We start from the raw sequence: 22,200 nt of genomic DNA on the forward strand, positions 1-22,200 counted from the left end.
TTCTTTACAGAAAAAACCTCAACTGATGAGTTGAGGTTCTATTTGGCAACTACTTGCGGAATTCCAAAAGTTTACTATTCAAATCACGCGTTTTTTCGTAAACTTCCTGATAGATAGAGAACAACTTTCTGTAAGTCTGTACGTTTTCTTCTATCGGGAAATAACTCTTATCTTCATGCAAAAATACATCTGCACATTGCTGCAAGGATTCAAACCACGAACAACCGAAAGCGGCGAGCATCGCTGCACCCATTCCAGGTCCCTGTTCGCTGGTTAGGCGAACGATTTTGGCGTCAAAAACATCTGCCTGCATTTGAAGCCAGTCTTCGTTTTTGGCACCGCCGCCGATCGAAACGATCGTATCGATCGTTTTGCCGCTTTCCCTGAAAATCGCAATCGATTCATTCAAAGAAAACGTGATCCCTTCCAGAACTGCACGTGCAAAATCTGTTCGGCGATGTGAGCCGTCCATGCCGATAAAACTGCCTCGGATCGAAGCGTCTGCATGTGGAGTCCTTTCCCCTACAAGATAAGGCGTAAACAACAAGCCGTTCGATCCGGCAGGCACATCATGGACACCGGACAATAGTTCATCAAATGAAGCTTCCGGAGCAAATGTCTCTTTGAACCACGATAAACTATAGCCAGCAGCCAAAGTCACACCCATTGTGTAGAACGCACCAGGTGCTGCATGGTTAAAATAATGGACTTTTCCGTCAAAGTCTTTATCGCCCTTGGCTTCATAGGACAGCACGACACCTGAAGTTCCGATGCTGCACATGGTTTTGCCTTCTTCTAAAATCCCAGCACCAATGGCTCCACAGGCATTGTCCGCACCACCCGCAAAAACACGGGTCGAGAGAGCAAGCCCGGATGCTTCAGCAAAACCCTTTGTAACAGTACCTACTTCTTCATGCGAATCCACTAGCGGAGGACACATGGTAACATCAAGTTCAAACAAGTCGCAGATTTCGCTGCTCCATCGCCTTTCTGTAACATCCAACAACAAGGTTCCTGCTGCATCCGAAAACTCCATTTGCAGCTTATCTGTCAGTTTGTAGCGCAAATAATCTTTCGGAAGCACAAAGGATTTCACCTTTGCAAAAAGTTCCGGCTCGTTTTGTTGAACCCAAAGGATTTTCGGCAACGTAAAACCTTCCAACGCCGGATTTTTCGTAATCTCCAATAATCGCTCCCGCCCGACCACATCATAAATCCGTTGGCACTCGGAAGTTGTCCGGGTATCATTCCATAGAATGGCCGGACGCAGCACGTCCTTGTTGTCGTCCAGTAACACCAGCCCGTGCATCTGACCTGAAAAACTGATGCCTTCAATATCTTCTGCATTCCCAGTAAAGGTCTTTAACAAGTCTTTCAATCCTGCAGCGGTCTCATCCACCCAATGCTGCGGATCCTGTTCACTGTATCCATTTTTTGCATGGATCAGCGGATAGGACTTTGATACGGTCTCTACCACCGTTCCCTGCTGATCCACCAATAAAATCTTCACAGCGCTTGTTCCCAAATCGACGCCAATAACATATTTCATAAAGTCAGCTCTCCCAGCCTGAAAAATTTCTTATTTTGCGAAAGCCTGCAATAAATATTGATTGATTGTGGCTTTGATCTGCTCGAGGCGCCCTGAAGTTTGTTTAATATCCGTAATGCCGAACGCATAGTCTTCAAGTTTATGGAAGTCCGTATTGCCATTGACGATATCCAGTCCGATGCCATTTGTATAAGTTTCGTATCGGTTGCTCACAACGTTTTCAAGTACCTTGTCATCAATCAGTTGCTGAGCCACTTTTAGACCAACAGCGAAAGCGTCCATTCCGGCAATATGTGCATGGAACAGATCGTCCTGCTCGAATGATCCTCTTCTTACTTTAGCATCGAAGTTCAAGCCGCCGCGGCCAAGCCCGCCGTTTTGGAGGATTTCGTACATCGCCAAAGTCGTTGACCATAGATCAGTCGGGAACTCGTCGGTATCCCAGCCCAATAGCGGATCTCCTTGGTTGGCGTCCACTGAACCGAGCATATTGTTGATGCGTGCATAGTGAAGTTCATGTTCAAACGTATGGCCAGCCAGTGTAGCATGGTTGGCTTCGATATTGAATTTGAATGTATCGTCCAATTTATAGCTCTGCAAAAATGCATGGGCTGTCGCTACATCATAATCATATTGGTGTGTAGACGGCTCTTTTGGCTTCGGTTCGATCAGGAATTGTGCATCAAAACCGATTTCCTTCGCGTAGTCGGCAGCCATATGATAGAAGCGTCCTAAGTTATCCAGCTCCAGTTTCATGTCGGTGTTCAGAAGCGTTTCGTAGCCTTCACGGCCGCCCCAGAACACATAGTTCTCAGCCCCAAGTTCTTTACCGATTTCAAGCCCTTTTTTTACTTTAGCAGCAGAATAGGCAAAGACATCTGCATGGCTTGACGTTGCGGCTCCATGGACAAAGCGTGGATGCGTGAAGTTATTGGCTGTATTCCACAGCAATTTCGCTTTGCTGTCTTTCATGTATGCTTTGATCATTCCAACGATTTCATCCAGGTTCTTGTTGGATTCGCGCAAATTGCTGCCTTCAGGGGCGATATCAACATCATGGAAACAAAAGAATGGCACATCCATTTTTTCGTAAAATTCGAAGGACGCTTCAACCCGTGCTTTAGCCAAGTCCATTCCTTTTAAGCGGTCCCAAGAACGGACCATGGATCCAGCACCGAATGGATCTGAACCATCCATCGTAAATGTATGCCAGTAAGATACTGCATAACGAAGGGTTTCTTCCATTGTTTTCCCCCCGATTTTTTCTTCAGGGTTATAGAATTTAAAAGCGAATGGATTTTCTGAAGATGCTCCTTCAAATTTTATCTTTTCAATTTCCGGGAAATGTACCATTTTCCATACCTCCAATATAATTTTGTTTCTGTGAATATGTATCAATTGTTAGACTTATTAGTGAAAAGGCTTTCATTAAGGATTATATCAAGTTATAATTAGTTTGTCTATTGATTAAACAAAGTATTTGATTCCCGTGTAATGATTTTTTCTGATGAGTAGGATATGATTTTATCAATTACGAAAATCTGCGATAAAGGCGGTCACCAATGAATAACACAAGCAGCTATATTTATCTTGGTTTGGAATGGATCACCCGCTTTGCTTACTTGAATCTCCTATGGGTGTTGTTTTCCCTGCTGGGAGGCGTCCTGTTCGGTTTTTATCCTGCCACCACTTCCATGTTTGCCATATGCCGTGAATGGCTGAAGGGAAATACCGATCTGCCTCTCTTTAATTCTTTTTGGGAATTTTATAAGAAAGATTTTTTAAAAAGTAATTTCCTTGGATTCTTCGTATCTGTGATCCTATTGTTTATCGCTTTGGATATTTTCTATATCCAAGCAAGTCCGAACGAACAAGTGGATTGGACATACATTCCTTTGTTTGCATTTATGCTGATATTCACGTTCTTCCTTTTTTATCTATTCCCGGCCTTCGTCCACTACGACATTAAGGTGCCTTCGGTCATTAAAAACGCATTTCTGCTAATGCTTGTCAATCCACCCGCTACTGCTGTCATTGTGCTCTGTCTAGTTCCGTTGTTCTTCATCATGAGACTGTTTCCAGCTCTGGCATTTATATTCGGCGGCAGTTTATATGCTTTTCTTACGACCTGGATGGCTATGCACGCAATCGGGAAAACCCATAAAAAAGCTTCACACCCAGAGGAATCTCTTCCTTAAGGTGTGAAGCTTTTTTGAATTTACCCTTTTACGGCACTTGATGAAATGCCTTCGACTACTTTATTGCTGAAAAAGATGAAAGCCACGATGATCGGCAAGACACTGATGACTAAAGTTGCGCCGATTGCTCCCCAATCCGTCATGTATTGGCCAATGAAATTTTGGATACCCACTGTCAGCGTCTTGTATTTTTCGGAGCTGATGAAGGTATTGACGAATACGAATTCGTTCCAGTTATAGATCATGTTGATGACGACAGTCGTTGCTAAAATCGGTGTTGTCATCGGCAGGATAATCCGGAAAAACATGCGGTGGATCGAGCAGCCGTCAATCACGGCCGCTTCTTCAATTTCATGCGGCAGCGTATAGTAGAAGCCGAGCAGAATCATCAATGTGATGGGCAGATTATATGCCGTGTAGGTGATGACAATGGAAAACGGATTGTCGATCATGTCGACACTTAAGAACATGCTGTACAGCGGAATCAGGGCGGAATGAATCGGAATCATTAATCCAACCATGAACAACCCAAGCACCAGTCCACTCAATTTCCACTTTAACCTTGTAATCGCGAAAGCCGCCATGCTTGCAAAAAGGACGGTTAAAATGATGGCAAGGATCGTAATCCAGACACTGTTGAAGAAATAAGTACCGATGCCGCCATCCCAGACTTTCGCGTAATTCTCCCATCTGAATTCCGAAGGCAGCGCAAACGGCGAACCCGCGAAGATCTCATTATTATCTTTTAAGGAGAATAGGAACAGCCAGATCAACGGCAAGATTTGAAATAGCCCTACGATGATCAATGCCAGGTACAGAAAGAAATAACCAATGCGGCCCATTTTCATGCCTCCTCTAATATTCGAGTTTATCTTTAGTTTCTGTCAGTTTCCGTACAATAAGTGTAACGATCAAAGTAATGATCAATAACAGGAAGCCGATGGCACTCCCGTAACCGAAGTTATAATTCGAAAAAGCAAGTTTGTACATATAAGAAGCCATAACTTCACTGGCTCCGTTTGGCCCCCCGGCAGTCATTACGTAGATCAAATCGAAATATTTAAGAGATCCGACGATTGCCAGGACAATCGTTACGCTGACCACTTCTTTGATCAACGGCAGCTTGATGCGTGTGGCAATCTGGAAAGCGGATGCTCCATCAATCCTTGCAGCTTCTATCAGTGATTCAGGAATATTCTTCAGAGCTGCATAATAGATCAATATGTAGAAACCTGCATACTGCCATAAAATCGGAACGAATATGGCAAACAACACAATCGAAGGATTTGCTAACCATAATGGTGGATTTTCCACGCCGATGCTCATCAGGAAGACATTCAGAATACCATTTGATGGATTGTAGATTTTAACCCATAGCTGGGCAATGGCAACTGAAGACAACAACATGGGAATCAGGTAAATTTTGCGCAGTAAATCTGCTCCTTTAATCTTTGAAGCCAATATAAAAGAGACCGTCAAGTAAATGACTAAACTTAAGGTAGAAAAAATCGCCAATAAAAATGAATGGAACGCGCTGTTCCAGAACAGCTTATCCTGAATTCCAGTGATGTAATTTTCTAAACCGATAAAGGTTTTCTCTCCTATGCCGTCCCAATCCATCAAGCCATAATACCCTGATAAGACTAAGGGGATGAAAACGAGGATCAGCAGTAGAAGAAGTGCTGGCGCAATATAAAAAGCGATATAGAACTTATTCGACATTACTTTATTCATACCATTCAACCCCATATCCTAGAAAATACAAGGGGACAATCCACAGTGTTGGATATGCCCCCTCTTTTTAATTAGATTTTTCTTTTGGAAGTATCACTTATTCTTTTGAAAGGGCTTCTTCGTGATTCTTAGCAAACTCTTCCGGAGTTATTTGATTGCCGAAAAGGGCTTGAATAGAGTCCAAATGTACTTGAGCCACGTCCGGGCTCATTTGAACATCTGCGAACAACGTGATGTTTGTAGCACCATTCAATTCATTCAGAATATCTACATACATTTCAGGCAGGTCCAATGACGCGGCGTCTACTTTAGTGGCAGGAATTACTCCCGCTTTAGTCACAGCTTCTTCTCCCCATGCCTTAACAAAATAAGATGCGAAATCTTTCGCTTCTTCTTTTACTTCGGATTCTTCCGCAACGAATAATCCAACTCCAGGACCACCGACAAAACTGCTCATATCCCCTTGTCCTTCGACAGTCGGGAAGTTAAGGTAGCCGATTGAATCTCTGAATTCTTGCGGTACGCTTTCGTTTGTCGTGAAGTTTGGAAGATCCCAAGTCGCGATCAAGTACATCGGCGCCTGTCCACTCATGAACATGGATTTTGCCTCTTCGTCAGCAAGTCCGTTAAAACCATTGACGAAAGCACCCATGTCGACCAATTCCTGCGTTTTCGCAGCCGCTTCGACCAAAGCCGGATCTTCAAAAGAACCCGAGCGGTCAATCGCTTTGTTCAATACATCCGCGCCGCCGATACGGTCAGCCAGATACATATACCACATAGATCCTGTCCAAGAATCCCGGTTTCCTAAAGCGATCGGTTGGATACCGGCGTCATTGAATTCTTTTACAGCCGTCTCAAGTTCTTCATAAGTCTCGGGCGGTGTGATTCCCTGCTCTTCAAACATCGCTTTGTTATAGTATAAAGAAACGATATTCAATTCTAAAGGCAAACCATAAGTCGAACCATCCATGGCATAGGCTTCCGTAGTCCCCGATACAAATGCATCGCTCAAGTCTTCTTCGATTACATCATCCAGTGGCGCAAACATATTGCCGCCCACATAAGGCTCCAAAAATCCTGCTGCCCATGTCAACCCGACATCCGGAAGATCCCCGGACGTGGAGAGTACTCTCAACTTATCTTTATATTGTTCATTGCTCAATACTTCAAGGTCAACGGAAACCCCTTCATTCTCTGCTTCGTATTCAGCGATAATTTCATTTACCACATCAAAATGTTTTTTAGAACTGCCCTCAGGCCATAAATGCATGAACTTTATTTCTTTTTCTGCTGCCCCTGATGCTTCCCCTGCTTCCTCGGAATCTGAGCAACCTGTTAATAACATTGTTAAAGCCAAAGCGGACGATAGAAGTGTAAGCGTTTTCTTCTTCCCCATATTGTTCTCCCCCTTGCAAATTTTATTATTACAACAATTTTCAGATTGTTGTATGCGGTTTCATTGTAGCAAAATAAATATTGTTAGTCTAGTGGCTAAACAAAGTTTTATTTTCGTGATAAAATTCCAAACGAATGAGGTTTTTTTACCCAAATCTTAAAAATGGCGTTACACTATTAACTAGAGGGTTTTGAAAATTACCGTACGAGAAGTCCCCAGATAAATGTCTCTTCCACTTCTCCTCCACAGCTTGGACGTTTGTACAGAAAATTTTCAAAGGTCGATTTTGAAAGTTGATAGAAAGCAAGATTTCAGTAGAAGGAGTTGCTTGTCATGAACATTGGAGAAAACAAGACCTGGAACCATCACGTAGTAAAAGAGGGCAATAAATCCCTGGTACTGAAAAAAATTATAAACCATTCCCCTATCTCAAGAGCAGCAGTGGCTCAGGAAGTCGGTTTAAATAAAGGCACGGTCTCTTCCCTGGTGAATGACTTATTGGATGATCAGTTGATCTATGAATCGGGTCCAGGAAAATCCAGTGGCGGAAGGCGCCCGGTCATGCTGCTTTTCAATGAAAAAGCCGGTTACTCTATCGGAATTGATATTGGAGTGAATTACCTCCTGGGTGTGCTGACGGATTTGAACGGCAATATCTGCATAGAAAAAGAAGTTACTTTTAAGAATTTGTCCTATGAAGAAATTGAAAAACAGTTATTCAATACCATCGATCATTTGACGGAGTCTGCTCCGCCTAGCCCTCACGGCATCATCGGCATCGGTGTGGGTGTGCCGGGCATCGTTGACAATAATGGCGAAATCCTGCTTGCCCCCAACTTAAAATGGAAGAACTTAAACTTGAAGCTGGTTCTCGAAAACCGCTACCAGTTGCCGATCATCATTGAAAACGAAGCGAATGCGGGTGCATATGGAGAAAAGAGGTTCGGTGCCGGAAAAGATTCCGAGCATATCATCTACGTCAGTGCCGGAATCGGTATCGGTGTTGGGTTGATATTGAATGGCGCTTTGTATAAAGGCTCAAATGGCTTTTCGGGTGAACTCGGCCATATGACGATTCAAGTGAATGGCCCTACTTGCCGTTGCGGCAATAAGGGCTGTTGGGAACTATTTGCTTCTGAACAGGCTTTGCTGACAGCCGCAGAAAAAATGAACATTTTCTCCCATTCAGGAAAAGAATTGGAGCTGAGCGATCTTATGGTGCTTGCCGAGCAGGGCGACCCAAAAGTGATAGCTCTATTCGAACAAGCCGGTGATTACCTGGGTGTCGGCATCAATAACATCATCAACAGCTTTAATCCCCAGCAAGTGATAATCGGCAACCGAATGGCGTCTTCTTCTAAGTGGCTAACTAAAACCTTAACGGATCGGGTATCGAATCAGGCTTTATGGTTCCAGCAAAATGATTTGACCATCTGCTTCTCTGAACTGAGCACTTTCTCAAGCGCTTTGGGGGCAGCCGCCTTTTCCATTGAAAACTTCCTCAGTGTCAGTATGCAACAGAAAACAAGCTTGAAGGCTTAGAAAATAGACGCTTCCAGCTAGTAGGTCTCGCTGATATCCCATTTGCGGATACCAGCTTTTTCTAATTATATTTTAAGCTATTTCAAAAAACTTAGTTTACTCAATAGACTAAGTGCGGTATGATCGATTGGAAGTTGAAAAAACGAAATTTGTAAGCACTTACATATCTGAATGGAGGATGAAGAACAATGACGATGATCCAAAATCCGATTTTGCCAGGTTTTAATCCCGACCCATCTATTTGCCGTGTAGGAGAAGATTACTACATTGCTGTTTCTACCTTCGAATGGTTTCCAGGAGTAGGAATCTATCACTCCAAAGACTTGAAGAACTGGCGGTTGATCTCACGTCCCTTGAATCGGTTGAGTCAATTGAATATGTCCGGAAACCCGAATTCCGGAGGCGTTTGGGCTCCTGCCCTGTCATACAGTGATGGGCAGTTTTGGCTGATTTTTACGGACGTGAAAGTGACGGAAGGCCAATGGAAAGACTGCCACAATTATTTAGTGACCTGTGAAACCATCGACGGGGAATGGTCAGAGCCGTCTTACCTGAACAGCTCTGGATTCGACCCTTCCCTCTTTCATGATGAATCCGGCAAAAAATACTTTGTCAATATGTACTGGGACCACCGTGTCGGGCATCATCCTTTTTACGGCATCGTCCTGCAGGAATTCGATCCGGCCACACGCAAACTCATCGGCGACTCCAAAATCATCTTTAAAGGCACTGACATCAAACTGACCGAAGCGCCGCATCTTTACAAGATCGGCGAGTATTACTACCTGCTGACAGCAGAAGGCGGAACCAAATACGATCATCAGGCAACAATCGCCCGCTCTCGCCAGATCGACGGACCGTATGAAGTCCATCCTGAAAATCCATTGATTACCTCATGGCCCTATCCAAGAATTCCACTTCAGAAAGCCGGACATGCTTCGATGGTCCAAACTCATACAGATGAATGGTTCCTGGTGCATTTAACTGGACGTCCCTTGCCTCAGGAAGACCAAGCTTTATTGGATCCGCGAGGTTTTTGTCCGCTTGGCAGGGAAACTGCCATCCAACGTCTGGAATGGAAAGATGATTGGCCTTATGTTATCGGAGGCAACCAGCCTTCTTCAAAAATTGAAGGTCCGGCGATTGAAGAAGTCCAATGGCCAGCAGATTTCCCTGAAAAAGATGAGTTTGATTCTGTAGAATTGAACAGCCATTTTCAGACACTCCGCATTCCGCTTGGCGAAGAAATCGCGTCTTTAACAGACAGCCCTGGACATCTCCGTCTATACGGGCGTGAATCGCTGACGTCCAAGTTCACGCAGGCGTTCGTTGCAAGACGCTGGCAGCATTTTAATTTTATCGCCGAAACAAAAGTTGCTTTCCAGCCCACTACTTTCCAGCAGGGAGCCGGACTCGTAAATTATTACAACACCGAAAACTGGACAGCTCTCCAGATTTCCTGGCATGAAGAAAAGGGACGCATTCTTGAACTTACAGTGTGCGATAACTTCTCCTTCGCACAGCCGCTCCAAGGAGAGGAAATCAGCATTCCTGAGCATGTGGAATCTGTTTGGATGCGTGTGGAAGTACAAACGACAACTTACCTGTACTCTTACTCCTTTGACGGAGAGAACTGGCACACGCTTCCGATCAAGTTTGAATCCCATAAACTTTCGGATGACTATATCCAAGGCGGCGGTTTCTTCACTGGTGCATTTGTCGGCATGCAATGCCAGGATCTGTCAGGACAACAGCAGCCAGCTGATTTCGACTATTTCATCTATAAGGAAACAACCGAATAATGCTACAGCAAAAAAGCAGCCAGGGACAAAAGAGTCCCTGGTTGCTTTTTGCCCTATCTTATATTTTCCTCAACTACTTTTTTCCTTTGCTCACTGCGGCCCACCACTAGTTTAACAAATGGCACAACCAACACCGATAAAAACAAAATCCGGAACAATTGAAAAGCAGTTACGACGGTGACGTCTGCATGAACCGAGGCTGCAATGAGTCCCATCTGATCAAGCCCCCCTGGCACCAAACTCAGGAAGCTGGTTGAAAAACTAAGGCCGTAGAGGTCCTGAAGAACAAAGCTGAGCCCATAGGCAAAGGCGATCAACACTGCGCTTGAAAAGAACGAATAGAAAATCATTCGCTTCGTCAATTTCAAATCTTCTTTTTTCAGCAACAGCCCGATGTAAATGCCGATGAATAATTGCGCGATGTGCAGAAAAGAACCTGGCATGATCGGCATAGGTACACCAACGAGATTAAAGGCCATAATCAGAAAGACTGGTCCCAGCAAAAAAGCCGTCGGCACCTTCATTTTCTGCGCCAGCATCCCAGCTCCGTAACACAGCCCCAACAATCCGATTAATTGCAGGGAGTAATCTCCCTGCCCCAGTTCTTCCACATGGGCTGATCCTCCATTTGCCACAATAAATGGCACGATGGCAACAATCAGCAGCACGCGAAGAACATGGTAAAAAGTGACTGCCGTCAAATCGATGGTTTTCTGTTCTTCCGCAAACGTGATGATTTGAGACAACCCCCCCGGAACGCAGCAGGTCATCGCGGTTGCCTGATCAACTTTTGTCCGTGAAGCCATCAATGAACTGATGAACATGAAAAGGATAAAAAATGCGATATTGATCAGTACCATCGCCCAAAAATATTGTTTCATCCCCTGCAAAGCTTCAAGAGTGAAGGCATATCCGATGACATACCCTGCCACAACCAATCCGCCATTGCGGTAACCGGAATGCCATTTCAGTGAAACCGGTGTAAACAATTGCACCAGCAAAACCGCAAACAAAGGACCCAACAGCCAAGGCATCGGCGCTCCTGCTGCAACAAACAGCCCAGCACCTGCCAAACCGACTGCAAAAGCTTTTGCCATCGGGTGATTCCTCATATCGTCATCTTCTTTCTGGAAATTCGCTAAGTGATTTCCTTATTATAATCTCTTCTGCCGATAAAATAAAATCTTTATGCACTTAACAGCATCCAAGCTGCATTTTTCATACAGCTTCCAGCCTTCTAGCCAAGAACTTTTCCCTCCCACTTTTCGCTAGAGCTTATCAACTATCTCATGTAAAATGAAGCAAAGTTCAGCTCGTCAATAACTTCCCTTCCATTAATGAAATCCAAAATCCCTTTAAAGGAGCCTGAATAACAATGACTAAAGCACAATTAAAAAACCGGATAGATGTCGCCAATAAACAAAGAAAAGCCGATTTGGTGATCCGCAATGCGTCAATCGTCAATGTATTCACAAAGACCCTCACTACTGGCGATGTAGCTATCAGCGATGGGATAATTGTCGGCATCGGTGATTATCAAGGCCTCAAGGAAATCGATGCCACTGGAAAGTTTATGGCTCCGGGTTTAATCGATGCCCATGTCCATATCGAATCTTCGATGGTGACACCGCAGCAGTTCTCACAAGTGGTCCTGCCGCATGGCGTCACAACAGTCATTGCCGATCCACATGAAATTGCAAATGTCAGTGGAACTCATGGACTGGAATTTATGCTGAAGGATGCTGAAGCAACATTGCTCGATATCCAACTTATGCTGCCTTCCTGTGTGCCGGCGACTTCCTTTGAAAATGCAGGTGCCTGCCTGGCCGCTGAAGACCTGACGCCTTTCCTGCTCCGCGATGGGGTTTTGGGGCTCGCTGAAGTCATGGACTTCCCAGCTGTTCTGCGCGGAGATGATGCCATGCTTGATAAACTGCTGCTGAACCGGCAAATTGACGGGCATGCGGCCGGCCTCACTGAAAACGACATCAATGTCTATGGAACTGCCGGCATCTTGACGGATCATGAATGTGTCACAAAAGAAGAAATGATGATGCGTTTGGAACGGGGCATGTACGTGATGCTTCGCGAGGGGTCCGTCGCAAAAAACCTCCTGGCTCTGCTCGAAGGTGTAACAGACCAGAACGCCCACCGCTGCTTGTTCTGTACAGATGACAAACATTTGGATGATTTGATCGAAGAAGGCAGTGTCGATTATAATGTGCGGACTGCCATTAAGCAGGGCGTCCATCCGATAACCGCTATTTCCATGGCCAGCATCAATGCCGCACAATGCTTCGGACTGCACCAAAAAGGCGCCATCGCACCAGGTTATGTTGCGGATTTCCTGCTGCTCGACAATTTAGAGGAATTGACAATCGCAGAAGTTTATAAAAGTGGGCAGTTGGCGGCGCAAAACGGCCAATACGTGGGACCCCTCCAGCAAAAAAGTGACATAGCAACAGTCCAGGATACCGTAAGTATCGCAAAGCTTTCCAAGGACAGCTTTCAAATCCCCGCGAACGGCAGCACAAAAGCGCACATCATCGGCATCAACCCAAATAATCTCATCACGGAACATTTGATTGAAGAAGCTCCTGTAGTCGATGGTTTGTTTGAATCGGATACAGAAAAGGATCTATTGAAGATTGCGGTGATTGAGCGCCACCGCGCAACCGGCAATATCGGCCTTGGCATCGTTCATGGCCTTGACCTGAAAAACGGCGCCATCGCGACTACCGTTGCCCATGATTCACATAATATTATCGCTGTTGGAACAACAGACAGCGACATTCAAACGGCAGCGGAAGCTTTGCAAAGCCTGAAAGGCGGATTGGTGATTGTCCAGGATGGGAAAGTTTTAGCCAGCCTTCCTCTTGCCATTGCAGGCCTGATGTCGGAAGAACCGTTCGACGTCGTATTTGAACAGCTCAAGGAGCTCGATGAAAGTCTTGAGCTGATCGGAGCTCCCTCCCATTTCAACGCCTTTTTAACGCTTTCTTTTTTATCGTTGCCGGTTATCCCAAAATTGAAGTTAACCGATTGCGGCTTGTTCGATGTAGCAAGCTTCCAGCACATCCCAGTGGCAGCTGTCGAAGAATAAGGAAGATTCGTCCACGGAAAGCATCCGCTTAGAGCACTTTTTTCATTTCTTCACTAATAATGAGTTTAAAAAGCAATTCATTGGTTCAACTTGTATAGATCTTACTATCCATAAATGCCCATTATATCGGTAAACGATAAAAGACCGCATCGCCTTTTAGAGGCAATGCGGTCTTTTGGTCATTCTCCTGTCACCAGCGGGCAGGATGGGTCGCTCGCCCATTCGTTCATCGAACCGTCGTAGACAGCGACGTTTTTCTGTCCGAGTTTATTGAGCAGCAATGCGTTCCAGGTAGCGGCAATTCCACCGCCACAGTAAGTGATGACTTTCTTGTCCGGATCCAGTGCCCCAATCTTCTCAAAAGGTTCACGAAGCTCAGCATCGTCATGTATTTTCTTGGTTTGCTGATCGGCGTGGAGGCCGAAAAAGACATTGACGCTGCTTGGGATATGGCCTTTTCTTGGGTAAGTATCAGACTCCCCTCTGAAATCCTCCGGTGACAGGCTATTGATCAGGATGACATTGTCGTCATTCATTGCCTGACGTACGTCTTCTTTGGTGGCAAGCAGTTCCGGCCGGCGGTGCCCAGTGAAAGTGGCAGGCGAATAGTTGCCCGGAACAGCTGTCAACGGCCGGTTCTCCTCTTTCCACTTCGGCAAGCCACCGTCTAGAATCGCTACATTTTCATAGCCCTCATAATGCATCTGCCAAGCCAAGCGTGAAGCCCAGTAGGCAGCAACCACCGGGTTTTCCACTAAAGCGCCCTGGTCGTAGATCACTGTATAATGGCCGTCCCCTATACCCAGTTCCGTCATTTTTTTAATGAAATGATCTCGTGGTGGTGCCATAAACGGCAATGGCGACTCCGGGTCTGACAGTTCGTTCAACAGATCCGCATAGACAGCTCCGGGAATATGCCCCTCTTCATAAGAATCTTTTCCAGACTGAACGGAAGGCGGTCCGCCATCCGCTGGAATATCCATAAACGTCGTGGCATCAATAATCCGCAAATCCGAGTCTCCCAAACGTTGTTCCAACCAATTTGTACTGACGATTAAAGGTATTTTTTCCATCGTATACGCTCCTCACTTTTAAGCCTACAAATCCAATATGATTAACAAAGATGCGTTATACTAGTACAATAAGGTTTGAATTTCCTATCGTCAACTGAAAGACTCCAGTTCGAAAACGCTCCGAAATTCAGCTGAGAGAAAAAAGAAGCTGTAAATTCCATAACTTGAGAAAGGTTGTCTCCTACATGAAACCATATAATAATATCATCGAATTGATCGGCGATACGCCGGTTGTAAAACTGAACCGCATCCTTCCAGAAGGTGCAGCTGATGTCTTCGTCAAATTGGAAATGTTCAACCCATCCAAAAGTGTCAAAGATCGTGCTGCCTTCAACATGATCGAAGTAGCAGAAAAAGAAGGACTGATCCAAAAAGGCGCTACCATCATTGAACCGACAAGCGGCAATACAGGCATCGGCCTCGCAATGGTCGCTGCTGCAAAAGGCTACCGGTCTATCCTGGTATTGCCGGATAACGCCACGAAAGAACGCATCAATTTATTGAAGGCATTCGGCTCTGAAGTGGTGCTGACACCAAGCGATGCCAAGATGCCCGGTGCAATCAGCAAAGCGCTGGAGCTGCAGAAAGAAATTCCGAACAGCTTCATCCCTCAACAATTCGAAAATAAAGCGAATCCAGATATCCACCGCACCACCACTGCAATGGAAATTCTCGAGCAAATGGACGGCAAACTGGATGCATTCGTGGCGTCTGCCGGAACCGGGGGCACCATCACAGGCACTGGGGAAACCTTAAAAGAACATCTTCCGGAACTTTACGTTGCGGTCGTGGAGCCGAAAGGATCTCCTGTACTATCCGGCGGAAAACCCGGCAAGCATAAATTAGTCGGTACCAGCCCAGGATTCATTCCTGATATTCTCAATACTGAAGTATACGATGAAATTATGGCAATCAATGATGACGATGCAATCGACATCTTTAAAAGAGTTGCACGGGAAGAAGGAATTTTCGTCGGACCATCTGCCGGCGCCACCATCTACGCAGCAATCGAACTGGCTAAACGCCTGGGGACAGGCAAGAAAGTCTTATGCATCGCTCCTGATACGGGTGAACGGTATTTAAGCATGAACCTATTCGACGAATAGAAGTGTGAAATTTCTTCCTTATCATAAAGGCAGACCCTGAAATTTAAGGGTCTGCCTTTATTTTACTTTTGCTAGAACCATCTCCAGACACTTGGAATATAGCTTAGCCTATAGTAGAACAAAAATCCTTCACCATGCTGGCATATTGGTGCGCCGAGCAAAAAACTGTTTTTTCAGCATCTTCATCTTGACAATCCTTATCATTCTACTATACTTTAATAATATTATCCGATAGGAAAGGTAGGTTTTATTACCGGTGGCCAACTATGTTCATTGAAGCCAAGAAAATCAACAAAGTGTACTTCGATAAAAATGATAAGCCAAATACTGTATTAAAAGACATCGACCTATCAATCCAAAAAGGAGAATTTGTTTCCATCCTCGGACCTTCCGGTTGTGGGAAATCCACCTTGTTGTCGATGATTGCCGGACTTGTCAGTTCAACTTCAGGCGTCATCATCGTCGACGGCAAGAAAGTCGTAAAGCCTGGAAAAGATCGGGGCATGGTGTTTCAACAGGCCGCCCTGTTTCCGTGGATGAATGTCACGGAAAACGTCATGTTTCCTTTACGAAAAGAAATGTCCAAAAAAGATGGCCTGGAGCGCGCTCATCATTTCTTGAAAATGGTGCAGCTCAGCAATTATCCTTCCCATTATCCCCATGAATTATCCGGAGGCATGCAGCAGCGTGTATCGATTGCCCGGTCATTGGCGATGGATCCTGCCGTCTTGTTGATGGACGAACCGTTTGGGGCATTGGACGAACAGACGAGAAGCCGCCTTCACGGCCAGCTTGAGGAAATCTGGATCGATACCAAAAAGACCATCGTCTTTGTGACCCATAGCATTTCGGAATCCATCAAACTGTCTGACCGCATCATCGTCATGGGGACGCGGCCAGGAACCATCTTGACCGACATCACCGTCGATATTCCCCGTCCGCGTGAACAGCACCGGCAGGAAATCGCTGCATTGGAAGAGCAGATCATGGCTCTCTTGAAAACTGAAATCGATAAAGTCATAGACGAGGAGCAAGCATATGAAGCCGGCAGTTAAACGAATCATTTTTTTCGCCGCGCTCATCGTCTTCTGGGAACTGGGTTCCCGCTTTGAACTGTGGCACGAAACCATCCTTCCTTCCCCTGTCAGCGTCTACGATTCGCTGGTGGCCGGATTTGCCGATCTGACATTGGTCTATGACCTGATCGCGAGTTTCCGCAGGCTGCTGATTGGTTTGGTTGCAGCTGTCATCATCGGAACCGGCATCGGCATTCTGCTGGCACGTTCGAAAACGGCAGATGAAACCCTTGGAACCCTGGTGCTCGCCTTACAAAGTGTACCAAGCATCGTCTGGCTGCCCCTCGCAATGATGTGGTTCGGCCTTGGCGAAGGCTCCATCATTTTCGTCGTCATTTTGGGCGGTACATTCGTCATGATCCTGAATGTCCGGACCGGCATCAAGAACGTCGATCCCCTCTTCATCAAAGCTGCACGGACCATGGGGTCGAACGGCCTGGATCTGTTCATCAAAGTGATCATTCCGGCATCTGTTCCGTATTTCGTAACGGGTGCACGCCTGGCCTGGGCATTTGCCTGGCGGGCGTTGATGGCCGGAGAACTTCTCAGTTCCGGCCCCGGACTCGGGTATACGCTGCGCTATGCATCCGATTTCGGCAATATGTCACTGGTCATCGGCGTGATGATCATCATCGGCGTCGTCGGTGCAATCGTCGACCTGATGATTTTCCAGCGAATCGAAAAGAACGTCCTCAAGCGGTGGGGATTGGAGACATAAAAATTAAATGTTGCAGCAAAGCCATATCACGAATAACTATTTCAACACACAGGAGGAATTCATCTTATGAAACGTATTTTTTCACTTATTGCACCTGTCGCGATGGTCGGTATTTTGGCAGCTTGTGGTTCACCTGACGCAAGCGAAGATTCATCTTCTGTAACAATCGGCTATTTCCCGAACCTTGACCACGTGCCGGCCATGGTCGCAAAAGATCAGGAATTATATGAAAAGAACCTTGAAGACGGCACAGCCGTTGAATACGTGACTTTCGCGGATGGCGCGGATTTTATGACGGCATTGAAAACCGGTGATATCGATGCCGGCCTTGTCGGACCTGGTCCCGCAATGAACAACTACACAAATGGCGCAGATGTCACCATGGTTGCCGGCGGTGCTTCAGGTGGTACAGTCGTCATGGCGAGAAATGGCAGCGGCATTGAATCCATCGAGGATTTCGCAGGCAAGACGTTCATTACGCCGCGCGTCGGCTGCACACATGATGTTCAATTTGAAACCTTCATGAAAGAACACGGCATCACTTCAAACCGCATCGGCGGCGAGATGCTTCACCAAACAGGCAACCCTGCTCAATACGAAGCGATGTTCGCTACTGAAAAAGTGGACGTTGCCGTCGCCCCTGAACCTTGGGCATCTGTACTGAAGCAAAACACAGGCGCAAAAGTGATCATCGAACCGGATGAGATTTCATTCGGCACGACATTGCCGGCTTCTGTTCTGGTGACTTCAAGCAAGTTGATTGAAGAAAATCCGGAAACGGTTCAAGGCATTGTTGACGCACATAAAGAAGCGACTAAATTCATCGCTGAAAATCCAGACCAGGCAAAAGAAATCACCATCAACACCATCGATGACATCACTGGCCAGAAGCTGGAAGCCTCCATCATTGATGGGGCTTGGGAGAATATGATTTTTGATACCGCTCTTGCTCCTGAAGAAATCCAGGCATTCGGTGATTCATCGTTCGACTTGAAGTTCTTGAAAGAACAGCCGGATTTTGCGTTATTGACGGATACGCAATTTCTTGATCAATAATTCAACCGACAGCAGAAATTTTTTCTGCTGTTTTTTTATGTCCTTTTATTGGTCTGCTCTCTCTGAGCTTTTGAGCAAGGTTTTTCGATTGGAATTTGCTACACTGATTAATGGATTAGATTTACACTAAAAGGAGCGGTTCACATGCAGAAGTTAACAGGGAAAAATGCGTTGATTACAGGAGCTGGAAGAGGAATTGGCCGTGCTACAGCCATTGCTTTTGCAGCGGAAGGCATAAATGTAGGATTGGTCGGACGTACGGCTGAAAACTTGGAAAAAGTTGCAGCGGAGTTGGAACAGTACGGAGTCAAAACAGTATTTGCAGTGGCTGATGTAGCGGACCCGGAAGCGGTCAATGCAGCAGTCGAGCATGCACTAGCTGAACTTGGCACCATCGATATTCTGATCAACAATGCCGGTATCGGCAAATTCGGCAAGTTCCTCGAATTGTCGCCTGAAGAATTTAAAGGAATTATCGACACCAACCTGATGGGTGTATATTATGTGACCCGCGCTGTACTGCCGCAAATGATCGAGCGTCAAGCTGGTGATATCATCAACATTTCATCAACAGCCGGCCAAAAAGGTGCACCTGTCACAAGTGCTTACAGTGCTTCGAAGTTCGGCGTTATGGGATTGACGGAATCGTTGATGCTGGAAGTCAGAAAACACAATATCCGCGTCAGCGCCTTAACGCCAAGCACTGTCGCCACTGATTTGGCAGTTGAAGCAAATCTGACCGATGGCAATCCCGACAAAGTCGTACAGCCGGAAGACCTTGCTGAAATGATGGTTGCACAATTGAAGTTGCACCCTCGCGTTCTATTGAAATCGGCTGGTCTTTGGTCGACAAATCCATAAGCGTTGACTTCTAAAAAAAGCCTGATCGAAATGTATAGCGGTGCATAATCCCCAACCGGTCCGGCCACTTCGCTTTCCGTGGGCTCAGCTTCAGGCTCCTCGTCACTGGAAAACCCATGCTCCTGCATCGCTGCGCTAGCTTCGTCGCAAAGGCTTGACCTCACAAATTTCGGCCAATGCCTTTCCTGCGGGGTCTTCAGCTTTCGCTGTCCCACAGGAGTCTTCGTGGCCAGCCCGCTTGGAAGCGTATTGCTTCAATCAAAGAGAGAAGCTTGCTAGTCTGTTCTAGAAAGAATAGTCCTAACAAATCTAGAAAACCCTTCACTCAAAGATCCGGAGCACAAGGCGGCGACTCCTGCGGGAGCGACGAAGTGCCGAAATCCACTCGGGCGCTAGTCCGAGTTAGTTCGGCGCGAGCCCGCGGAAAGCGTCCGCCTGAAGCGCAGGATCCGGTATAAACATGATGAAGTGTGTGTTCATTCTTTAAATGACATCAATATTCTTTTGTCTACAAGCTAAAAGCTCAGTCCACTTTTGTGGACTGAGCTTTTTTTCAGTGCTTTATTCAAGGCTATTTATCCTTTATTTCTTTCAACAGTTCAATCACCTGTTTATTTTGTTCGATTAATTTGTCGTTTTGTTTGTGCAGTTTCACAAAATCGAAAAGAAAGACCAGCAAGATGGCTGTAACAAGAAACCCCATGGATAGACAAACCCCTTTTCAGTTTAGGTAAGAAACAGAATTAAAACGCTGTATTTCAGCTTATTCAAGCATCCATCTTTACCGTCTTTTTTGTAGACCAAAGTACGACCGGTATCAGGATCAGTGCAAGAAATCCGCCGCCCAAAGACATCACGGCGTAACTGGACTGTGCCATGACCAGTCCCGAAATCCCGCCGCCTGTGGCTCCTGCGAGCGCAACCAATACATCAACAGTGCCCTGCGTTTTGGCACGGGTAGATGGATGGGTCGAATCGACAAGGAGGGTGGTTCCGCTGATCAACCCGAAATTCCAGCCAAGCCCAAGGAGAGCCAGCGCGACAATCAGCACAAACAAGGAATCGTTCGGCGCCAGCGCAGCCACAATTCCAGCAGCCATGAATGTCACCCCGGCTGCTATCGACATGACAATACGTCCCAGCTTGTCGACAAGGACGCCTGTGACGATCGAAGGCAGATACATCGCCGCTATATGGATGCTGATGACCAGTCCCACATCTCCAAGATCATGCCCATAATGCCCCATATGAATTGGCGTCATCGTCATAATCGCAAACATGATCAATTGGGTCAGCACCATAACGGTTGCCCCGAGCACGACGCCTTTTTTATTGATGGAAGCCGCAGCCAGCGGTTCCATGTCTGGCGTGTTCACTTCAAGCCTTTGCTGATGCTCCGTTATCGCTTTTGAAACCAGCAATGGATCGGGACGCAGGAAAATCAGCAAGACCACTCCCGCCAAACTATACGCTGCTGCCGCTAAGATAAAAGGGCCCGCTAAAGCCGGAATGCCGATGGACTCAGCAAACCGGCCCATAACACCGATCAGGTTCGGCCCGGCAAACGCACCAAAGGTCGTTGAAACCAGCGCAATGCTGATGGCCGTTCCCCGTTGTTTTACAGTTGCCAGGTCTGTGCCTGCATAACGCGCCTGCAGATTGGTGGCGGTTCCTGCTCCGTAGATCAACAAGGACACAAACAACAGAAATACATTTTCGGATAAGGCCGCGGCCACTACTCCAATTGCACCAACTCCTCCGGCCAGAAAACCTGAAGCCAAACCGGTACGCCGGCTGAAGCGTTGGGACAGCCGGCCGATGAGGAGCGCTGCCGCTGCCGATCCCAGGGTAAACAAAGCAACCGGAGCACCGGCGAAGCGATCCGTGCCAAGCATGTCCTGTGCGAGAAGTGCGCCGACCGTTACTCCTGCAGCCAGCCCTGCTCCGCCGAAAATTTGTGACAGTACAACGATCCATAAGGTGCGGCGGTAAAGCCCCCTGACCTTTTCAGGTGATTCAATATAGCTTTGCAGCATCGCCTGCTGTTTGTCAGATTGCCTCATGACGTTTCCTCATTTCATGGTAACTACATTTTTCTTCTGAATAATTTTAAAATTGGCTCAAAGAATAAATCCATATTCTTTTTTCAGTATAACGGTTTTCCATATAGTCGCCATGAACTTTTTAAAAAAAGAGGCTAATGAACACTAAAAGCTGTTTTTCCATATCCGTATCTACCTTTATCCCGCTTTAACGGGCAGTAAGACTCCCGCTTCTATAAGCGAGAGATCAACTGACCGTAAAAGTCCGATTGGATCAACTAACAATCAGTGAGGGATGAAGAAAACCCCCACTGATTGAAATTTCTCTTTATAATGAAATCAGCAATGACCCGAATGGAGTGGCTGGAATAATGGCTGAAGCAAACAAAAAGAAACTGCAGCGCTCTGCCAGTTGGATGTGGTTAGCCGTGGCATTCGTCATTTTGATTGCCGTGAGTGGTTGGCTGTTGAAGAGCGAATCACAGGAAGCAAAAAGCCTAAAAGCTGATTTGCAGGCTATCATTACCCAACAACTTGGAGAGAAGAACAACCTGGACAAAAAACGCATTGACGGAATTTCGGTTTCCCGAGTTTCAGAGGGCTGGAATGTGGAACTTGCCTTAAATGCCGATAAAGGATTTACGATGGTTTCAACAAAACAGGCTATGTGGCAGCAAGCCATAGCTATACTGGCTCCCTTGTCAGACATCAGCAAATTGAACGATATCTCCATTTCGTGGATTTTTCCTGTGGAAGATTCCCAAAACGATGTAAACGATAAAAGCGTCATGTCTTTTCGGATGGACAAAGCAACGCGCGACCAATTGATTTGGGGCAATGTCGAACCTTCCATCCTCCCCGACATCGTTTTCGACTACACGGAACACCCTGTTCTGAACCAATGACCGCAACCATCCAAAAAGGTGAATCGATTATTTACC

Annotated in this window: 19 protein-coding genes; 10 read left to right on the forward strand and 9 right to left on the reverse strand. The window is 46.2% G+C overall.

Translation table 11 applies throughout. The annotated features are described in order from the left end of the window. Nucleotides 1-49: 49 nt before the first annotated feature. Together xylB and xylA are read right to left on the reverse strand one after the other, a co-directional pair. A complete protein-coding gene (xylB, locus tag ACRC6Q_RS11580; RefSeq protein WP_223635851.1) occupies nucleotides 50-1,549 on the reverse strand; it encodes a xylulokinase in 1,500 nt (499 codons plus the stop codon). A gap of 30 nt (nucleotides 1,550-1,579) precedes the next feature. Continuing rightward, a complete protein-coding gene (xylA, locus tag ACRC6Q_RS11585) occupies nucleotides 1,580-2,902 on the reverse strand; it encodes a xylose isomerase (protein ID WP_223635848.1) in 1,323 nt (440 codons plus the stop codon). A 209-nt stretch (nucleotides 2,903-3,111) separates the two neighbouring features. Between xylA and ACRC6Q_RS11590 the strand changes: the two genes are divergently transcribed. After that, nucleotides 3,112-3,747, forward strand: a complete 636-nt coding sequence (locus ACRC6Q_RS11590) for a YesL family protein (protein WP_223635845.1) — start codon at nucleotides 3,112-3,114, stop codon at nucleotides 3,745-3,747. A gap of 20 nt (nucleotides 3,748-3,767) precedes the next feature. Here ACRC6Q_RS11590 and ACRC6Q_RS11595 read toward each other — a convergent pair whose 3' ends face one another. From ACRC6Q_RS11595 to ACRC6Q_RS11605, 3 genes are all read right to left on the reverse strand, one after another. Next, the gene (locus tag ACRC6Q_RS11595; protein WP_223635842.1) at nucleotides 3,768-4,589 is read right to left on the reverse strand and encodes a carbohydrate ABC transporter permease; all 822 of its coding nucleotides are present in this window, start codon (nucleotides 4,587-4,589) and stop codon (nucleotides 3,768-3,770) included. Nucleotides 4,590-4,602: 13 nt separating this feature from the next. Then, nucleotides 4,603-5,481 (reverse strand): carbohydrate ABC transporter permease, encoded by an 879-nt coding sequence (locus ACRC6Q_RS11600; RefSeq protein ID WP_223635840.1) that lies wholly within the window; start codon nucleotides 5,479-5,481, stop codon nucleotides 4,603-4,605. A 97-nt stretch (nucleotides 5,482-5,578) separates the two neighbouring features. After that, nucleotides 5,579-6,880: an extracellular solute-binding protein gene (locus ACRC6Q_RS11605; protein WP_223635837.1), complete on the reverse strand. Its 1,302-nt coding sequence runs from the start codon at nucleotides 6,878-6,880 to the stop codon at nucleotides 5,579-5,581. Between the two features lie 333 nt (nucleotides 6,881-7,213). Between ACRC6Q_RS11605 and ACRC6Q_RS11610 the strand changes: the two genes are divergently transcribed. Then, the gene (locus ACRC6Q_RS11610; protein WP_223635834.1) at nucleotides 7,214-8,422 is read left to right on the forward strand and encodes an ROK family transcriptional regulator; all 1,209 of its coding nucleotides are present in this window, start codon (nucleotides 7,214-7,216) and stop codon (nucleotides 8,420-8,422) included. A gap of 188 nt (nucleotides 8,423-8,610) precedes the next feature. Then, nucleotides 8,611-10,224 carry a glycoside hydrolase family 43 protein gene (locus ACRC6Q_RS11615; RefSeq protein ID WP_223635831.1) on the forward strand — a complete coding sequence of 538 codons (1,614 nt, stop codon included), beginning with the start codon at nucleotides 8,611-8,613 and terminating at the stop codon, nucleotides 10,222-10,224. A gap of 53 nt (nucleotides 10,225-10,277) precedes the next feature. On the opposite strand, the gene ACRC6Q_RS11620 is transcribed toward ACRC6Q_RS11615, so the two are convergent. Then, nucleotides 10,278-11,321 (reverse strand): AbrB family transcriptional regulator, encoded by a 1,044-nt coding sequence (locus ACRC6Q_RS11620; RefSeq protein ID WP_223635828.1) that lies wholly within the window; start codon nucleotides 11,319-11,321, stop codon nucleotides 10,278-10,280. A gap of 278 nt (nucleotides 11,322-11,599) precedes the next feature. On the opposite strand from ACRC6Q_RS11620, the gene ade reads away from it, so the two are divergent. Beyond that, the gene (ade, locus tag ACRC6Q_RS11625) at nucleotides 11,600-13,327 is read left to right on the forward strand and encodes an adenine deaminase (RefSeq protein ID WP_223635824.1); all 1,728 of its coding nucleotides are present in this window, start codon (nucleotides 11,600-11,602) and stop codon (nucleotides 13,325-13,327) included. 179 nt (nucleotides 13,328-13,506) lie between these two features. Here the strand turns inward: ade and ACRC6Q_RS11630 are convergent, their stop codons facing one another. After that, nucleotides 13,507-14,400: a sulfurtransferase gene (locus ACRC6Q_RS11630; RefSeq protein WP_223635821.1), complete on the reverse strand. Its 894-nt coding sequence runs from the start codon at nucleotides 14,398-14,400 to the stop codon at nucleotides 13,507-13,509. 185 nt (nucleotides 14,401-14,585) lie between these two features. Here ACRC6Q_RS11630 and cysK point away from each other — a divergent pair, with 185 nt between their 5' ends. From cysK to ACRC6Q_RS11655, 5 genes are all read left to right on the forward strand, one after another. After that, nucleotides 14,586-15,506 (forward strand): cysteine synthase A, encoded by a 921-nt coding sequence (cysK, locus tag ACRC6Q_RS11635; RefSeq protein ID WP_223635818.1) that lies wholly within the window; start codon nucleotides 14,586-14,588, stop codon nucleotides 15,504-15,506. A gap of 266 nt (nucleotides 15,507-15,772) precedes the next feature. Further along, nucleotides 15,773-16,561, forward strand: coding sequence for an ABC transporter ATP-binding protein (locus ACRC6Q_RS11640; RefSeq protein WP_223635815.1), 789 nt, complete (start codon nucleotides 15,773-15,775; stop codon nucleotides 16,559-16,561). After that, nucleotides 16,545-17,300 carry an ABC transporter permease gene (locus ACRC6Q_RS11645; RefSeq protein WP_223635812.1) on the forward strand — a complete coding sequence of 252 codons (756 nt, stop codon included), beginning with the start codon at nucleotides 16,545-16,547 and terminating at the stop codon, nucleotides 17,298-17,300. Before ACRC6Q_RS11640 ends, ACRC6Q_RS11645 begins: the two co-directional genes overlap by 17 nt. 66 nt (nucleotides 17,301-17,366) lie before the next feature. Next, entirely contained in the window at nucleotides 17,367-18,356 is a 990-nt protein-coding gene (locus tag ACRC6Q_RS11650) for an ABC transporter substrate-binding protein (RefSeq protein WP_223635809.1), read from the forward strand. Between the two features lie 144 nt (nucleotides 18,357-18,500). Next, complete coding sequence (locus ACRC6Q_RS11655) at nucleotides 18,501-19,217, forward strand: 3-ketoacyl-ACP reductase (RefSeq protein ID WP_431466585.1); 717 nt, start codon at nucleotides 18,501-18,503, stop codon at nucleotides 19,215-19,217. 571 nt (nucleotides 19,218-19,788) lie between these two features. Here ACRC6Q_RS11655 and ACRC6Q_RS11660 read toward each other — a convergent pair. Together ACRC6Q_RS11660 and ACRC6Q_RS11665 are read right to left on the reverse strand one after the other, a co-directional pair. After that, nucleotides 19,789-19,920, reverse strand: a complete 132-nt coding sequence (locus tag ACRC6Q_RS11660; protein ID WP_263298578.1) for a hypothetical protein — start codon at nucleotides 19,918-19,920, stop codon at nucleotides 19,789-19,791. Between the two features lie 64 nt (nucleotides 19,921-19,984). Then, nucleotides 19,985-21,280: an MFS transporter gene (locus ACRC6Q_RS11665; protein WP_223635803.1), complete on the reverse strand. Its 1,296-nt coding sequence runs from the start codon at nucleotides 21,278-21,280 to the stop codon at nucleotides 19,985-19,987. A gap of 350 nt (nucleotides 21,281-21,630) precedes the next feature. Here ACRC6Q_RS11665 and ACRC6Q_RS11670 point away from each other — a divergent pair, with 350 nt between their 5' ends. After that, complete coding sequence (locus ACRC6Q_RS11670) at nucleotides 21,631-22,164, forward strand: hypothetical protein (RefSeq protein WP_223635799.1); 534 nt, start codon at nucleotides 21,631-21,633, stop codon at nucleotides 22,162-22,164. Nucleotides 22,165-22,200: the final 36 nt, after the last annotated feature.

It is taken from the genome of Planococcus sp. SE5232 (assembly GCF_050686535.1).
Classification (GTDB): domain Bacteria; phylum Bacillota; class Bacilli; order Bacillales_A; family Planococcaceae; genus Planococcus.

Excerpts from the sequence above, each read along its gene's own strand:
- xylB (WP_223635851.1), bottom strand. The coding sequence starts at position 1,549 with ATGAAATATGTTATTGGCGTCGATTTGGGAACAAGCGCTGTGAAGATT.
- xylA (WP_223635848.1), bottom strand. The coding sequence starts at position 2,902 with ATGGTACATTTCCCGGAAATTGAAAAGATAAAATTTGAAGGAGCATCT.
- ACRC6Q_RS11590 (WP_223635845.1), top strand. The coding sequence starts at position 3,112 with ATGAATAACACAAGCAGCTATATTTATCTTGGTTTGGAATGGATCACC.
- ACRC6Q_RS11595 (WP_223635842.1), bottom strand. The coding sequence starts at position 4,589 with ATGGGCCGCATTGGTTATTTCTTTCTGTACCTGGCATTGATCATCGTA.
- ACRC6Q_RS11600 (WP_223635840.1), bottom strand. The coding sequence starts at position 5,481 with ATGAATAAAGTAATGTCGAATAAGTTCTATATCGCTTTTTATATTGCG.
- ACRC6Q_RS11605 (WP_223635837.1), bottom strand. The coding sequence starts at position 6,880 with ATGGGGAAGAAGAAAACGCTTACACTTCTATCGTCCGCTTTGGCTTTA.
- ACRC6Q_RS11610 (WP_223635834.1), top strand. The coding sequence starts at position 7,214 with ATGAACATTGGAGAAAACAAGACCTGGAACCATCACGTAGTAAAAGAG.
- ACRC6Q_RS11615 (WP_223635831.1), top strand. The coding sequence starts at position 8,611 with ATGACGATGATCCAAAATCCGATTTTGCCAGGTTTTAATCCCGACCCA.
- ACRC6Q_RS11620 (WP_223635828.1), bottom strand. The coding sequence starts at position 11,321 with ATGGCAAAAGCTTTTGCAGTCGGTTTGGCAGGTGCTGGGCTGTTTGTT.
- ade (WP_223635824.1), top strand. The coding sequence starts at position 11,600 with ATGACTAAAGCACAATTAAAAAACCGGATAGATGTCGCCAATAAACAA.
- ACRC6Q_RS11630 (WP_223635821.1), bottom strand. The coding sequence starts at position 14,400 with ATGGAAAAAATACCTTTAATCGTCAGTACAAATTGGTTGGAACAACGT.
- cysK (WP_223635818.1), top strand. The coding sequence starts at position 14,586 with ATGAAACCATATAATAATATCATCGAATTGATCGGCGATACGCCGGTT.
- ACRC6Q_RS11640 (WP_223635815.1), top strand. The coding sequence starts at position 15,773 with ATGTTCATTGAAGCCAAGAAAATCAACAAAGTGTACTTCGATAAAAAT.
- ACRC6Q_RS11645 (WP_223635812.1), top strand. The coding sequence starts at position 16,545 with ATGAAGCCGGCAGTTAAACGAATCATTTTTTTCGCCGCGCTCATCGTC.
- ACRC6Q_RS11650 (WP_223635809.1), top strand. The coding sequence starts at position 17,367 with ATGAAACGTATTTTTTCACTTATTGCACCTGTCGCGATGGTCGGTATT.
- ACRC6Q_RS11655 (WP_431466585.1), top strand. The coding sequence starts at position 18,501 with ATGCAGAAGTTAACAGGGAAAAATGCGTTGATTACAGGAGCTGGAAGA.
- ACRC6Q_RS11660 (WP_263298578.1), bottom strand. The coding sequence starts at position 19,920 with ATGGGGTTTCTTGTTACAGCCATCTTGCTGGTCTTTCTTTTCGATTTT.
- ACRC6Q_RS11665 (WP_223635803.1), bottom strand. The coding sequence starts at position 21,280 with ATGAGGCAATCTGACAAACAGCAGGCGATGCTGCAAAGCTATATTGAA.
- ACRC6Q_RS11670 (WP_223635799.1), top strand. The coding sequence starts at position 21,631 with ATGGCTGAAGCAAACAAAAAGAAACTGCAGCGCTCTGCCAGTTGGATG.